A 15,169-nucleotide genomic window follows, 5' to 3' on the forward strand; every position below is an offset into this window, starting at 1 on the left:
AGCGGTGATCAGGCAAGTCCTCGCCATCTGCGGCGACTGACAACACCGGTGGCAATGCCCGTGCCCAGCAGGGTGATGGTCATGCCGGCCAGCACCTGCAGGGTAATGGGCTCCTGCAATAGCAGGAAACCCCAGACCAGGGCACTCACCGGCACCAGCATGGTCACCGTCGACGCCGCCGTTGCACCGGCACTCGAGAGCAGTGCAAAGAACAGCAACAGCGCGGCCGCGGTACTCACCGCGCCCAGACCAATGGCTGCACCCCAGGCCGTGGCACTGACCGGTTCCGCGGGCCAGAGCAACACGCCCGGCAACAGCAGAATCAGGGCACTGGCGGCACAGCTACCCGCCGCCAGCACCCGCGTCGGCAGATGCCCAAGCCGGGTGCGCGAGTAGTTGCCCGCAAAGCCATAACAGAGCGTCGCGGCGAGCGCCGAGAGAATAAACCAGCCGTCGCCGCCGGCACTGAAGTCCAGGCGACCGGCCGAGAGCACGGCGACCCCGGCAAAGGCCAGGGCCAGCCCCAGCACCTGCCGGCGCAGAATGGGCGTGGCGAACAAGGCCGCCCCCATCAGCGCCGTGCAAATCGGCGTCGCAGCATTGATCAGGGAGGTCACGCCCGCCTCCAGACGCAGGGTGGCCACTGCCAGGAAGGTGTAGGGCAGCGCCGCATTGGTCAGCCCCAGCAGGAACAGGGGACCCGCGTGGCTGCGGAGCAGTTGCAGGTAATCGCGTCGCCAGAGCAGCGGCAACAGCAGCAGGGCGCCCAGCAGCATGCGCACAAGGATCAGGGGCAGAGCCCCGAATTCAGGTGCCGCCACACGCAGGAAGATGAACGAAAACCCCCACAGTGACGAAAGCAGCAGCAGGCGCAGCGTATCAGTGGGTGACATCGCAGATCCGCCGAAAAAAGCCGGCAGAATACGGCAGCCCGGTGCGGATGGAAAGCACTCCGCGACGGCAGCGCAGCGGCTCTCACCTCGCGCGAGCCCGCGCGCGACCCGCTGCATGCTGGACTTTCCCGCCAGCAACGTCGAACATACCGGACCTGCCACTCTAGCCTGGAAACCCGGATGCTTGTCGCCAACCCTGAAAACTACGCCGGCCTCACCTACCCCTGGACCCGTGCCGTCAATCCGGAATCGGGGGTGCCGCAGCAGGTTGCCGAGGGCGTGTACTGGGTGCGTTTCCCCATGCCCATGGGGCTGGATCACATCAACATCTGGCTGCTGGAGGACGGCGATGGCTGGGTGGTTGTCGACACCTGCCTCGATCTGCCGCGTTCACGAGAGATCTGGGAGAACCTGTTCACCGGCTTCCTCAGCGGCAAACGCATCACCCGCGTCATCTGTACCCACATGCACCCGGATCATGTCGGCCTCGCGGGCTGGCTGACCGAGCGTTTTGACTGCCAATTGCTGATGACCCGGGAAGAGTTTCTGATGTGCCGCTCCCTGGTCAGCGACACTGGCAGACCGGCACCGGAAGTGGCGATTCGCTATTTCAAGGCAGCGGGGTATACAGATGAGCAGATCGACAACTACCGCCGGGCTTTCGGTGGATTCGGCCGCGCGGTCTACCGCCTGCCGGACAGCTTCCATCGGCTCAAGGACCGCGAGACGCTCACCATTGGGGGGCGCTACTGGCAGGTCATCGTGGGCAGCGGACACTCGCCGGAGCACGCCTGCCTGTACTGCCCCGCACTGAAACTGCTGATCTCCGGTGACCAGGTGCTGCCCCGGATCACGCCCAACGTCAGTGTATTCCCCACCGAGCCCGAGAGCGACCCGCTGCAGGAATGGCTGCAGTCCTGTGCCCGCATTCGCGAACTGCTGCCGGAGGATCTGCTGGTGCTGCCGGCCCATGAAGCACCGTTCTACGGCCTGCACGTGCGCCTGACGCAGCTGATCGAGACCCACAAGAAAGAACTCAACCAGCTCTACGACCACCTCGCCGAGCCGAAACGGGTGGTGGACTGCTTCCCCGCGCTATTCAAGCGCGAGATTACCGAACACCACCTCAGCCTCGCCACGGGTGAAACCATCGCGCACCTGAACTGCCTGCGTCGCCGCCGCCAGATCGATTTCCGCACCGATGACACGGGTGTGCGCTGGTACTTCCAGTTGCCTGAATCCATCGCCTTCGACTGAGCGGCGGGAGCGCGCTATCCGCACAATGCTGCAAACCGTGAGAGTCTGGGCTACGCGAGCCTATTACCGCCGGGCCAACGCCCGGGCCTGGCGTGGCAAGTTCACCGATGCGCCGTTCAGCACGCTGCAGCTGCCGGGGCCCGGCGGACAGCTGCAGACGCGCGTGTACAGCAGCAAACAGGGCCGCGACAAACCTTTGATCATCTACTTCCACGGCGGTGGCTGGGTGATTGGCGACCTCGCGACCCACCACCCCTTTTGTCAGCAGTTGCGTGAGCACACAGGCTGTACCGTGGTGGCAGTGGACTACCGACTGGCACCGGAACACCCCTGTCCTGCAGCGCTGGACGACTGCCTTGCGGCCACCCGCTGGCTGGCCGGTCACGTCGAAAGCATTGGCCCCACGAATGGCAAGTTTGTGCTTGCCGGTGACAGCGCTGGCGGTCACCTCGCCGCCTGCACGGCGCTGGCCGTCGATGCGGCGCTTCGCTCCCGTCTTGCCGGCGCACTCCTCATCTACCCCGTGGTCGACCACTACAGCCGTCCCTACCCGTCCTACACCGAGCGCGCACGTGGGCAAACCCTGACCAGCGCACTCATGCGCTGGTTCTGGGATACCTGGCTGGAAGGTAAAGGCGCTGACGCGGCGAGCGCCGCCGGTGCGGTGATTGCAGGGCGCCCGGACTTGAGCTCCCTGCCCCCCTGCCTGCTGGTGACGGCGGAACGCGACCCGTTACGGGACGAGGGGCGAGCACTGGGAACCGCGCTGGAACACGCGGGGGTCGATATGACGCAACACCACTATGCCAACGCCGAGCACGGCTTCGCCTGCTCACAGGGGCCGAACCCCGATTTCCAGCATTTCATGGCACTTACCCGCCAGTGGCTGGACAGACGTGCCGCCGGACGCTCCGACGCGCACTGAACGCGGTCGCGCTACCGGGCGGTAATGGCGCGCAGAATGTCCAGTGTGGCATCGCGCTCAAGCAGTTTCGGCACCGGATAGCCCTCACATTCTTTCAAGGCGAGGTCCGCCAGATACCCGTAGTCCTCAGGACGAATACGGTCGGACGTTTCACCAATGCCGACGTCGGCGCGCAGCTGCACCACCGCATCGATAAACTGGCCTGCGAGCCGGTCAGGCGTCTGCCCTGGCTCCCCCACACCGGCGAGCACGGCGAGTTCCGCGAGTTCGTTGACCGATTCCCGGCGACAGAAATTCAGCACATGCGGCAACACCAGTGAGTTGGCAAGACCATGGGGAATGCCGTATTTGCCGCCGATCTGGTGTGCAATCGCGTGTACATTGCCCACGTTCACCTGGTTGATGGCGATGCCCGCATAGTACGCGGCAAGTGCCATGGCATCCCGCGCTTCGCGGTCGCTGCCATCGGCCACAGCGTCGCGCAGATGGGCAAAGATCAGCTGCACCGCCATGCTTGCATGTTGCTTGCGCGTTCCCCGGTCCCACACACAAATGTAGGCTTCGATGGCATGCGTCAGCGCGTCCATGCCGGTTGCGGCGGTGATCGGCGACGGCATGCCCAGCATCAGGTCGGAGTCGAGGGCGACCGCCGCCGGCAGCAAAGTGGCTCCTGAAATAACCCCTTTCTCATGGGTGACCGTGTCGGAGATGACTGCGCCCATGGTTGCCTCTGAGCCCGTGCCCGACGTGGTGGGAATGGCGTACAGCGCGGGCACCTCGTGTTTGACCTTGCCGAAACCCACCCAGGTCTTCGGATCCTCGTCACTGGTGGCGGATGCGGCGATGATCTTGGCTGCATCAATCGATGAACCGCCACCAATGGCCAGTACCGCGTCGCAACCGTGCTCCAGCATCAACGCCTTGCCTGCGGCCACCTGGGCGTAGGTCGGGTTGGGTTCGACGCCGTCATACACCACAGTCGGCAGGGCCGCCTCAGCGAGCGCTGCCGTCGCCTGGTCGACAATGCCCAGTTCGCGCAGCGGCTTGTCCGTCACAATCAGCAGTTTACGCACGCCGCTGCGGGCGATATGCCGACACAGCTGCGCTGCGCTGCCCCCACCCAGATAGACCATGTACGCCGGCGAGGGCCCGAGTCCCGCGAGGGTCTTCATCAAAAGCAGGGTAATGGTGTGTTTGATCTTGCGCAGCGACATTCTGAACTCCGGAGTAGTGTGCGTTGTACTTATAAGGGGGAGGACTCGGCACCTGATTATGGTCAAGTCAGCCGTGAGATACCATACCGACAAGGTGTCGATTGCCGGCCACCCGCACCGTATCACGCCCGGAGGCCTTGGCATCGTACAGGGCCTGGTCTGCGCGCAGCAGCAGATCCTCCTTGTCGTCTTCGATGTGGAACTCGGCAATGCCGAAGCTTGCGGTGATCACAATCATCTGGCCGCGCTCCAGCAGTGGTCTGTCCAGCAGTGTCTGTCGCACACGAGCGACCATACGACCGGCATCCTTAGCACTGGAATCGCCCATCATGACGGCGAACTCCTCACCGCCGATACGTCCGATGGCATCTTCACTGCGCACGCACTCGCGCAGAATCTGCGTGAAATGGGCCAGTGCCCGATCACCCACGGCGTGTCCGTACCGGTCATTGATGCGCTTGAAGAAATCAATGTCCGCCAGCACAACGGCCAACGGGCGCTTGTAACGACGTGCGCTGGACATCAGCAGGTCAGCAGCGATCAGGAAACCGCGTCGGTTCGACACCTGGGTGAGCTGGTCGGTAATCGCCTGCAGCCGCAGGCGATTGGAGAGGTCGGTGGCAAGCAGAAATATCACGGTCACGCCCATTGCCACGAAGAAGGTGGGCATCAGGGCGAAGTTGACGAGGTTGTAGGTGTCGCGCAGCGCTGCCGGCGCCTCGATGCCGAACTGCAGGGCAATGCCGGTGGCCAGCCCCTGGGCCAGTCCGAACAGCAGGTGAACACCCGCCGCAACGCGCTGGGCCAGCCGCGGCTGTGGACCGTGGCGCAACAGAACCCAGGCGATATGCAGGAAGGCCACGCAGGCGAGCCCAGGGCCCAGGGCGACCCGCACGTCGTCGCGTTTCAATAGCACGGTAAACAGGATCTGCAGCAGTGCCACGACCAAGACAACGGCGGCCAGCAGCCGAGCGGGCGTGGGCAGGCCCAGACGCACACGATGGCCCAGCGCCGCCGTGACCACCAAGAGACAGGACACCACGCTCACCAACACCCACCACCACTCATAGGATGGGAACAGGTCACGGGTGAGATTCAGGCCATATTGAATCGCCGCGAGCAGAAACGCGCCACTCCAGATCAGTGCGTGCCGCGGCCGCTCAAACAGGCGCCAGCCCAGGAAGCAGGCGCCAGCAAACACCAGGCTGACGACCACCAGGGTCAACTGCAGAGCCTGGACTGCACTCAAGGCCACTGTGACAACTCCCTGTCCTGCGCGCTAAACGCCCATGATTACCCGTCCGGGACCAGCGCGCAAGCCGCTCAACGAGGGCCCCTCCTGCGCTGCCGTCTGCCGAAATTGGCGCGCCTCGCCCATGGCGCCACAGGTGAATCGATTAAATCGATCAGTTCTTCCATTTTTTTTAAGTATGCCAATAGGCCTCCCCCGCGGTATGGTGTCCGTTCGGATGTTGCTACCTGCAGCATTCGCCACGTCTGACTTGCTCAACCACAGGAGGTTGCAATGCATACTAAAAAGATGCCCTTGCTGGCAGCGGTGGCACTCGCTGTGTCATCCACTATCGCCAGCGCCCAGCAGGCGCCCATGTCCAACCAGTTCTGGTGGCCGGAGAAACTGAACCTCTCGCCCCTGCGGCAACACGCGGCCGAATCCAACCCTATGGGTGAGGCCTTTGACTACGCGGCTGCATTCAATGCGCTGGACCTCGATGCGGTAAAGAAAGATATCGAAGCCGTACTGACCACCTCGCAGGACTGGTGGCCCGCTGACTACGGCAACTACGGTCCGTTCTTCATTCGCATGGCCTGGCACGCAGCGGGCACCTACCGCATCGCCGACGGTCGCGGTGGCGCAGGTGGTGGCCAGCAACGCTTCGAGCCCCTGAACAGCTGGCCCGACAACGTCAGCCTCGACAAGGCCAGGCGCCTGTTGTGGCCCATCAAACAGAAATACGGTCGCAGCATCTCCTGGGCCGACCTGATGACCCTCACCGGGAACGTCGCCATGGAGTCCATGGGCTTCAAGACCTTTGGCTTTGCCGGCGGCCGTGAAGACGACTGGGAACCCGACCTGGTCTACTGGGGGCCGGAAAACGAATTTCTCGCCGATGAACGCTACAGCGGCGACCGCAAGCTGGCCAACCCCCTGGCTGCGGTGCAGATGGGCCTGATCTACGTGAACCCCGAAGGCCCCAACGGCAACCCCGACCCATTGCTGGCCGCCAAGGACATCCGCGAAACCTTTGGTCGCATGGCCATGGACGATGAGGAAACCGTTGCGCTGATCGCCGGCGGCCACACCTTCGGCAAGGCGCACGGTGCGCACAAGCCGGATGAGTGCGTGGGCCCCGAACCCGCAGCGGCCCCGCTGGAAGAGCAGGGCCTGGGCTGGAAGAACTCCTGCGGCAAGGGCAATGCCGAAGACACCGTGACCAGCGGCCTTGAAGGTGCCTGGACGGCAGCGCCCACACAGTGGAGCATGATGTACCTGAGCAACCTGTTCGCCTTCGAGTGGGAACAGACGCGCAGCCCTGCCGGCGCCATCCAGTGGGTGCCCAAGGACGGCCAGGCCGCCAACACCGTGCCGGATGCCCACATCCCGGGCAAGGCGCACCAGCCCATCATGTTCACAACCGACCTGTCGCTGAAGTTTGACCCGGCCTATCGCAAGATTTCCCAGAACTTCCTGGAAAATCCCAAGGCCTTCGAGGATGCCTTTGCCCGCGCCTGGTTCAAACTGACCCACCGCGACATGGGCCCACGGGCGCGCTACCTCGGGGACGACGTACCGGAAGAAACGCTGATCTGGCAGGACCCTGTCCCCGAGGTCACGCACGAGCTGGTCGATGCCAAGGACATCAGCAAGCTGAAGGACGCGATCCTGGACACGGGCCTCACCGGGCCGGAACTGGTGCGCGCAGCCTGGGCTTCAGCCTCCTCATTCCGCGGCTCTGACATGCGCGGTGGCGCCAACGGTGCACGGGTTCGCCTCGCACCGCAGAAAGACTGGCCGGTCAACGATCCGGCGGAGCTGGCGAAAGTACTGGCTGCCCTGGAGTCAGTGCAGAGCGAGTTCAATGCAGCACAGCGCCGGGGCAAGAAGCAGGTCTCACTGGCTGACCTGATCGTGCTGGGCGGTGCCGCAGCCATTGAGCAGGCGGCGAAAGAGGCCGGGGTCAAGATCGACGTCCCCTTCGTGCCGGGCCGCACCGATGCGACCGCAGAGATGACCGATGCGGCCTCCTTCGCACCGCTTGAGCCGAAGGCTGACGGCTTCCGCAACTACTACAGTGCAGAAGCCTACCGGTCACCAGCTGACCAGCTGGTCGATCGCGCCAACCTGCTGACACTGACGGTGCCGGAAATGACCGTGCTGGTGGGCGGTATGCGTGCACTGGACGCCAACACGGGCGGAGCGGATCACGGCGTCTTCACCAGCCGCCCCGGCACGCTCAGCAATGACTTCTTCGTCAACCTGCTGGACATGGGCACCGTGTGGTCCAAGTCGGAAAGCACTGCGGGCATCTACGAGGGTCGCGATCGCGCCTCGGGCGAACTGAAGTGGACTGCCACGCCGGTTGACCTGGTGTTCGGTTCCAACTCGGAGCTGCGTGCCATCGCGGAAGTGTATGCAGCGAATGATGCGAAGGAGAAATTCGTGCGTGACTTCGTTGCGGCATGGACCAAGGTTATGACCCTGGACCGCTTCGACATCTGATCGCGCGGATTAGCCGCGGTAACCCATGGCCAGCCCTTTGCGGGGCTGGCCATTTTTTTTGCCTGTGATGCGGTCGCTCAGGTGCGCAGTGGCCCACCCTGGGTGCCCTTCCAGCGGGAACCGGAAATGGTATCCGTGAAGGGTTTGAAGGCTTCGGGGTCGAGCTTGCCTGCCAGCTTGATCTCCCGCCCGAGGAAAGTCGGCCACCACAGGTGCGCCGAGATCTGCTCACGCAGTGGCAGGCGGCTCGCGAGCGGATCCCAGGGGCTGTCGTGCAGCACCAGCTCGCCGTCCACGCGCTCCTTCCAGGCGCAGCCGTAGCGGCTCAGCACATGGACCACATGCGGCGGGAAGTCATAGCCGTGGGCCGCGTCCGGCATCACACCGACTGCCAGGGAAAACTTGACCCACCACTCGTGCATGTCGAATTCCGCCTGCGGCTCGTTCTCTCCACTCGCCGTGCCGCGAAACTCGACAAATGTGTAGCCCTGGTGCGTGCAGCGTGCACGCACGGCGGACCCCAGCCGATAGTAGTCAGTCTCGCAGGGATACTTGGGCTGCCCATTGTGGTCGCGGCTGATAAAAATCGCCGATTCCTGATCAATCCCGTAGCCCAACGCGTACTCGCCCGCGATACCGTTATAGTCGGCATTCACCGTTTGCAGGATGCCGTACTCGGGCTCATCCGGCACTGGCACGTTGTAGATCGTCAGGTTGACGTAGGGATCAGCCCCGGGCGTGATCCCCGGGGGCAGCACGGCGGCGATGGCCTCCGGGTCCGTGCGGTAGACAATCTTGAGCATCGGCCAATTGGCGATATCGCCCGTATTGCCCTGTGGGGCAGCTGTTGCTGTAGACATCGTTTATCTTCCTTATTGTGGTTATCACAGTCCTGAAGCGTGTTCAGCCACCCACCATGGCGGGCACCGGCGTCGTGCGGTTCAGGATCATCTCGGCCCGGGCCCGGATCTTCTCATCGGTTTCCGGGGTTGTTGCCAGTAGCCAGAAGGCATCCTGCTCCAGGCCGGCCACCGCCATTGCCGCCACCTCATCGGGGTGCGTGGTCTGCAGCTCAATGCCGTATTCCGCCGCCATGCGCTTCATGTCCTCCACCGAACTGATGCCGGAGGCGTTGCCTTCAACCTCTTTTTTCAAGGCCTCCGGGCGCACACGTCCCGAGTTGAACAAGCCCGTCTCCACCACGTGCGGGCCCGGGAACAGGGCGCTGACCTTGACCGGGCTCTGCGCCGCCTGCACCTGATAGTGCAGGTTTTCGGTGATGGCGTGCACGGCAGCCTTGCTGGCGGTGTAGATGGGCGCGTCCGGGAACACCAGCAGTGCGCCGTTACCGGAGCCTGTGACCACGAAGTGCGCGGGCGCGTTGGCGGCGATCAGTCGCGGCATGAAGACACGAATGGAGTTGATGACGCCCCAGATATTGACGTTGAAGCACCACTGCCAGTCTTTTTCCGAATAGTCCCACATGGCGCCGGATTCGCCTGCGCCAATACCCGCGTTGGCGAACACCAGCTGCACACCACCAAAGTGCTCACTGGCGACATTGGCAAGGCTCTCCAGACTGGCCACGCTGGTGACATCGCAGTGCGCGACCCGGGCTTCAATGCCCTCGGCGGCGAGGGCCTGGTCGATATCCTGCATGGCCGCTTCATCCACGTCGCCGACCACAATCCGCGCACCGCGACGGCCAAGGGCGAAGGCCAGTGACCGGCCTACACCGCTTGCGCCGCCGGTGATAACGGCGACCTTACCTGTAAAGTCCTGCATATCAGCTAATGTCCTCAGCGTTAATATAAAACTGGCGCACCCACTTGCGGTACAGCACCAGGGTTTTGTCCTCTCGACAGAAGACCGGCTTGTGCTTGTGCACCTTGTTCGCCCAGATCGGGTAGTCGTCCTGGATACCCGCGATGATGCCTTTCATCACATCGTCCCCGGCCAGGTCCTCGATCTCCCGACGCACAGTGAGTGTCCAGCGCAGCAGTGTGGTGTGGCGGTCGATCGGCTGGGCGCTGTTATACACCACCATTTCCGCATTCGGGCCATAGCTGGTGCGCACAACGGCGAGGCCGGGGTTGAGCACCATGGCGTGCAGCTGGCTGGGAAACTGCGACTGGCTGGAATCCGAGCGCAGGTGCAGGGTGCGTCCATCGTCATCCACAGTCACTTCCGACGGCGGCACATCAGGCTGCTTGTGCACATAGCGGAAGTGCACCGGATCGCAGGAGTTCTCCGCGATATCCTGAATGTGGGCCGGCACTTCGAATTCCGCGTAGCGCGGCGCCGTCCAGTGTTCGTCACTCAGCTCTGCCAGCTTGGGCAGGGGCCACTTTGGCGCCAGATTCTGCGGATGGAACCAGATGTATACCTCGCCATTGCCCTCCTCGGTGTGCCAGGTGCGAATCCGTGCCCGTTCGGGGATCTCATCACAGTAGGGGATCTCGACACAGGTGCCCTGCGTGTCGAACCGCCAGCCATGGAAGGGACAGCGCAGGGATTCGCCGACAACGCGCCCCTCGACACCCAGGTGCGCACCGAGGTGCGGGCAAAAGGCATCCTGCAGCACGGCCTGGCCGGAGCGCGTACGATAAAGCGCAAACTCACGGTCAAAGGCGTGTACCCGCTTCACCTCCCCGACCTGCAACTCGTGGCTGCGGGCCACGGAGTACCAGCCCATCGGGAACTCCGGAGTGGTGTTGGTCTTGGACTCGCAGGCTTCGACGATTCTGGTCATGCGGCTTCTCCTGTGGCGTGAAAGATAGCACTGCTGGGGCCGATCTTGTCGGCCACGGCCTGCAAGCGGTTGCGGTCCAGGCCGTACCAGGCAATCGCATTTTCGCCGAGAATCTTGCGCCCATCGGCCTCGGGAATGCCAGCGAAGGTCTCCAGGTAATACTGCTGGGTGTTGGGCCAGGTACCCTCGGGGTGCGGGTAGTCGCTGCCCCACATCATTTTGTCCACACCCAGCACGCCGCGCAGCTCAATATCCCTGCGCGGCACACAGGAGGCACCCACCGCGATGTTGCGCTGGAAGTACTCACCCGGTGACATCGACAGGTGACTGCGGAAATCGCCCAGTTTGGCCGAGAACTGCACATCAAAGTAGTTGTGGTCCAGCAGGCGCAGCCACGGCGGCAGCATGAACACGGTGCCCCCTTCTGTCATCACCGCCTTGAGGCGCGGGAAACGCTCGAACACGCCGCCCCAGATCATGAAAGTCAGGGGACGGTAAAGCCACCACATCACCTCGGAGACATAGATACCCATGGCACCGGGGAGCTGGTCGCTGAGATCTTCTGCCGGCCACTGCTTGCCGAAGTATTCGGGCTGTGGCGCGGGCCCCGAGTGGAAGTGGATGATCACACCCAGGTCCTGGCAGACCTCCCAGAATGGATCGTACTTGACGTGGTGATAGGGATCGTTGTCGCCCCAGAGTGTCGGAATCATCACCGATTTCAGGCCGTTGTCGACACACCAGCGCACAGCATCAACCGCCTGCTGTACATCCCACAGCAGGGGGATCGAAGCCACGCCGATGTGGCGCGCGGGATCGTTGGCGCAGAACTCCGCCAGCCAGCGGTTGTGTGCCATGGCGCCGGCCCACTGCAGTTCGGGCACGGCGTCACGGGGCGACAGTCCCAGCCCGGCGCCGAAGGGCGGGGTATTCATCTCGGTGATGCCATCGGGGAAAATCACCTCGGCAGCAATACCGTCGTTGGCGAGCATTTTGATGCGCTCATCGTAGCTCCAGGCACCGGTCAGCTGCTGCTGGATCGGCGCGCGCCAGGCATCGTTGATTTCCTTGATCAGGAAGCTCTGCTCGGCCTTCTGCGTCATCTCCATCTGCACCGGTACCGCCACATCCATGATGTCGTGGTATTTGGATTCCACATAGGGCTTGTAATCGGCGATATGGAGGCCTGCGTGGCAGTCGGACGACACCACAATCAATTTATCGGACATGACCTTCTCTCTCTGCGGTTGGCACTGAATTATCGGTTAGGGTTTGGCGCTGCACAAAAATTGCACACGTGTGTACAAATTAGAGCAATGTTTTTGTAAAAGCAACAAATCCACGGCTTTTCATGGGCAGGATCGGGACAGCACAAGGGCACCCACAGCGCGTATCGCAGGGGCGGATTCCTGCGCCGTATTTGCCGCTATACTGCGACAGCACCCTGCCGGAAACCAGAACATGTCGCAGCGACGCTACAGCACGGGATACCCTATCGGACAGCGATTCATCGGACTGCTATGCCTGGCGGCGTTGCTGGCAGGCTGCGGTGGCGGCGGCGGTGGCGGGACCGCGCAACCTGCGGTCAACCAGGCCCCGGTTGCGCAGGTAACAGCCCCCGCCACCGTGGCGGGGGGCAGCCAGGTCACCCTGGACGGCAGCAGCTCCAGGGACGTTGATGGCAGCATCAGCCGCTACGAATGGCGCCAGACCCAGGGGCCCGCCGTCACGCTGGCGGGCGACGACACCGCAACCGCCAGCTTCACAGCGCCGCAGAGCAGCGCCGACCTCGTCCTCGCCTTCTCACTGACAGTGACCGACAACGATGGGGCCAGCAGCAACGCGTCCACCACCGTGGCAGTGACCGGCAACGCCCTCACCCGCTGGGAGCTGAGCGGCAGCGTACTGGCCGCCAGCAGCCAGGCGGTGGATGGCGACACCAACGACACCGCGAGCCTCTACACGCCCAACGATACGCCGGCGAGTGCGCAGCCCCTCGCTAACCCGGTGACCCTGGGCGGCTATGTGAACCAGCCGGGCACCGGCGCCGAGGGGCGCTCGCAGGTCAATGGCGATATCGATGACTATTTCCGCCTCGAACTGCTGGAGGGGCAGTCAGTCACCCTGCTGGTGGCAGACTTCGAGGACGCGGATGCCGACCTGTACCTGTACAGTGAAGATGGCGAGGTCGTGGACTTCTCCGTGGAAACCGGCGAAATCGAAACCGTCAGTGCACCGGAGAATGGCAGCTACCTGGTCAACGTAACGGCCTTTGTCGGCGCCACCAACTATATCCTCGCGGTGGGCAGCCCCGCCCTGCCCGGCGCCCGTGTCGACGCGGAGCTGGTCCATGGGGAGGTAATTGTCGAATTCGCGGAGGGCGACCTGCTCGCCCCCGGCTTCTTCCATGCCGACCTCGCTTACCAGATGGGTATGCAAGAGCGCGCCGGTGGCCCGGGGCGTGCCCGCCTTCTGGAAATCCTCGCCGGCCAGGCGGAGCGGCAGCGACTGGGCACGGCGGCACAGCGAGCGGATGATTTCCGCTCCGCGCCGCTGCGCGGGCGGTGGGAGACCCTGATCAGCGTCAAGCAGCTGCGCCAGCAGGCCGACGTACGTCATGCGGAACCCAACTACCGCCTGCGTCCCGCACTGGAACCCAACGACAATGCCTACGGCCTGCAATGGCACTATCCGCTGATCGGGCTGCCCGCAGCCTGGGAGGTGACCATCGGTGACCCCGGTGTCATTGTGGCGGTGATCGATACCGGCATTCTCTCCGGCCACCCCGACCTCGCCGGGCAGTTGGTACCGGGCTATGACTTTGTGCGCGACCCGGCGGCTGACGGCAACGGCATCGACCCCAATCCCGAAGACCCGGGCAACCGGGCCAACCCCGGCAACAGCCGGTTTCACGGCACCCACGTCGCGGGCACGATCGCGGCGCGGGGCAACAACCGCATCGGTGTTGCAGGCGTCGCCTGGGGCGCGCGCATCATGCCCCTGCGGGCACTGGACGACGACGGCGGCACCTCCTACGACGTGGCTCAGTCGGTGCGTTTTGCCGCGGGCCTCGCCAACGACTCCGGCACCTTTCCCGCGACGCCCGCAGCCATTATCAACCTGAGCCTGAGCGGCGAGGGCTTCAGCGAGATCAACCAGTCACTGTACCGACAGCTGCGGGAACGCGACATCATCGTCGTCGCCTCGGCGGGGAACGAAGCCACCAGCACGCCCGCCTACCCGGCCTCCTACGATGGCGTACTTGCCGTGTCGGCCGTGGACGCACAGCGGGAACTGGCCAGTTACAGCAACCGTGGCGCGTCCATTGATATTGCGGCACCCGGCGGTGATGGCAGTACGGATTTCAACGGCGACGGGTATCCGGATGGCGTGCTGAGCACCAGCGGATCCGCCGAGGCCGGAAGTGTGGAGTTCGCCTACACCTTCCTCAATGGCACGTCGATGGCCGCACCGCACGTCGCAGGGGTCATCGCGCTGATGAAAAGCATCAACCCTGAACTCAACGGGCCGCAGGTGGAATCGCTGTTGCAGAGCGGCAGCCTCACGGATGACCTGGGCGCAGCGGGACGGGACGACCGCTATGGCCACGGGCTGGTCAATGCCCGCAAAGCTGTGGCGGCGGCACTGGACAGCATTGGAGAGGTGTTTGCACCGCCGGCCGCCCTGCGCGCGTCCAGCCAGTCGCTGAACTTCGGTGGCACACGGGAGCAGTTGGAGATCACCCTCAGCAATGGCGGTGGCGGCGAACTGCACGTCCTGGAGATCAACAGCGATGCGGCCTGGCTGAGCGTCACGGAATTGGAAGTGGATGCCAGTGGCCTCGGCCGCTACCGCCTTCAGGTTGACCGCGATGGCCTCGCCGACGGCCTCTACGCAGGTAACGTCAGCGCGCGCTCCAGCGCCAACACTCTGCAGATTCGGGCGCTGCTGTCTGTAGGCGATGCGGCAGTCGCTGACGTCGGTGTCGTGTACATCATTGTCTACGACCCGGCGCTGGATGCGGCTGTCGCACAGAGCGTGGCGCGGGCAGAAGCCGGGCGCTACGCGTTCCGGTTCCGCGATCTTGCCGCAGGCAACTACCAGCTGTTTGCCGGTACCGACGCCGACAACGACCTGTTCATCTGCGATGCCGGCGAGGCCTGCGGAGCCTGGCTGACAACGGATGAGCCAGGCCTGATCGTGCTTGACCGCGACCGCGACGCCATCGACTTTCCCGTGGAACACTTCATCAGCCTGCCGAGTGGTCCCGACACCAGTACGGGCACACGGGACACACAGCGGGGAATAGGCAGGATGCGCTGAACCGGCAGCGCAATGGCTTGATGCAGGTCAACAGCAACCGGGGTAGCGCGCATTACACTGCGCACT

General features: G+C 63.8%; 11 protein-coding genes. 4 read left to right on the top strand and 7 right to left on the bottom strand.

The annotated features are described in order from the left end of the window. Positions 1–8: 8 nt before the first annotated feature. Entirely contained in the window at positions 9–893 is an 885-nt protein-coding gene (locus R3E49_RS01345; protein ID WP_371293400.1) for a DMT family transporter, read from the bottom strand. A 180-nt stretch (positions 894–1,073) separates the two neighbouring features. Between R3E49_RS01345 and R3E49_RS01350 the strand changes: the two genes are divergently transcribed. After that, the gene (locus tag R3E49_RS01350; RefSeq protein ID WP_371293401.1) at positions 1,074–2,150 is read left to right on the top strand and encodes an MBL fold metallo-hydrolase; all 1,077 of its coding nucleotides are present in this window, start codon (positions 1,074–1,076) and stop codon (positions 2,148–2,150) included. A gap of 37 nt (positions 2,151–2,187) precedes the next feature. Next, positions 2,188–3,075 carry an alpha/beta hydrolase gene (locus R3E49_RS01355; RefSeq protein ID WP_371293402.1) on the top strand — a complete coding sequence of 296 codons (888 nt, stop codon included), beginning with the start codon at positions 2,188–2,190 and terminating at the stop codon, positions 3,073–3,075. Between the two features lie 11 nt (positions 3,076–3,086). On the opposite strand, the gene R3E49_RS01360 is transcribed toward R3E49_RS01355, so the two are convergent. Further along, entirely contained in the window at positions 3,087–4,289 is a 1,203-nt protein-coding gene (locus R3E49_RS01360; protein WP_371293403.1) for an iron-containing alcohol dehydrogenase, read from the bottom strand. A gap of 67 nt (positions 4,290–4,356) precedes the next feature. Next, positions 4,357–5,544: a diguanylate cyclase gene (locus tag R3E49_RS01365; protein ID WP_371293404.1), complete on the bottom strand. Its 1,188-nt coding sequence runs from the start codon at positions 5,542–5,544 to the stop codon at positions 4,357–4,359. A 270-nt stretch (positions 5,545–5,814) separates the two neighbouring features. On the opposite strand from R3E49_RS01365, the gene katG reads away from it, so the two are divergent. Then, positions 5,815–8,028, top strand: a complete 2,214-nt coding sequence (gene katG / locus R3E49_RS01370; protein WP_371293405.1) for a catalase/peroxidase HPI — start codon at positions 5,815–5,817, stop codon at positions 8,026–8,028. Positions 8,029–8,105: 77 nt separating this feature from the next. Here the strand turns inward: katG and R3E49_RS01375 are convergent, their stop codons facing one another. The 4 genes from R3E49_RS01375 to R3E49_RS01390 are packed head-to-tail and all read right to left on the bottom strand — an operon-like array spanning position 8,106 to position 12,009. Continuing rightward, positions 8,106–8,888 (bottom strand): acetoacetate decarboxylase family protein, encoded by a 783-nt coding sequence (locus R3E49_RS01375; RefSeq protein ID WP_290740278.1) that lies wholly within the window; start codon positions 8,886–8,888, stop codon positions 8,106–8,108. Between the two features lie 43 nt (positions 8,889–8,931). Then, positions 8,932–9,813: an SDR family NAD(P)-dependent oxidoreductase gene (locus R3E49_RS01380; RefSeq protein ID WP_371293406.1), complete on the bottom strand. Its 882-nt coding sequence runs from the start codon at positions 9,811–9,813 to the stop codon at positions 8,932–8,934. Between the two features lies 1 nt (position 9,814). After that, positions 9,815–10,780, bottom strand: coding sequence for a Rieske 2Fe-2S domain-containing protein (locus R3E49_RS01385; protein WP_371293407.1), 966 nt, complete (start codon positions 10,778–10,780; stop codon positions 9,815–9,817). Then, complete coding sequence (locus tag R3E49_RS01390) at positions 10,777–12,009, bottom strand: amidohydrolase family protein (RefSeq protein WP_371293408.1); 1,233 nt, start codon at positions 12,007–12,009, stop codon at positions 10,777–10,779. Before R3E49_RS01390 ends, R3E49_RS01385 begins: the two co-directional genes overlap by 4 nt. A gap of 232 nt (positions 12,010–12,241) precedes the next feature. Here R3E49_RS01390 and R3E49_RS01395 point away from each other — a divergent pair, with 232 nt between their 5' ends. Continuing rightward, complete coding sequence (locus R3E49_RS01395) at positions 12,242–15,103, top strand: S8 family serine peptidase (protein WP_371293409.1); 2,862 nt, start codon at positions 12,242–12,244, stop codon at positions 15,101–15,103. Positions 15,104–15,169: the final 66 nt, after the last annotated feature.

Source organism: Haliea sp. (assembly GCF_041395985.1).
Classification (GTDB): domain Bacteria; phylum Pseudomonadota; class Gammaproteobacteria; order Pseudomonadales; family Halieaceae; genus Haliea.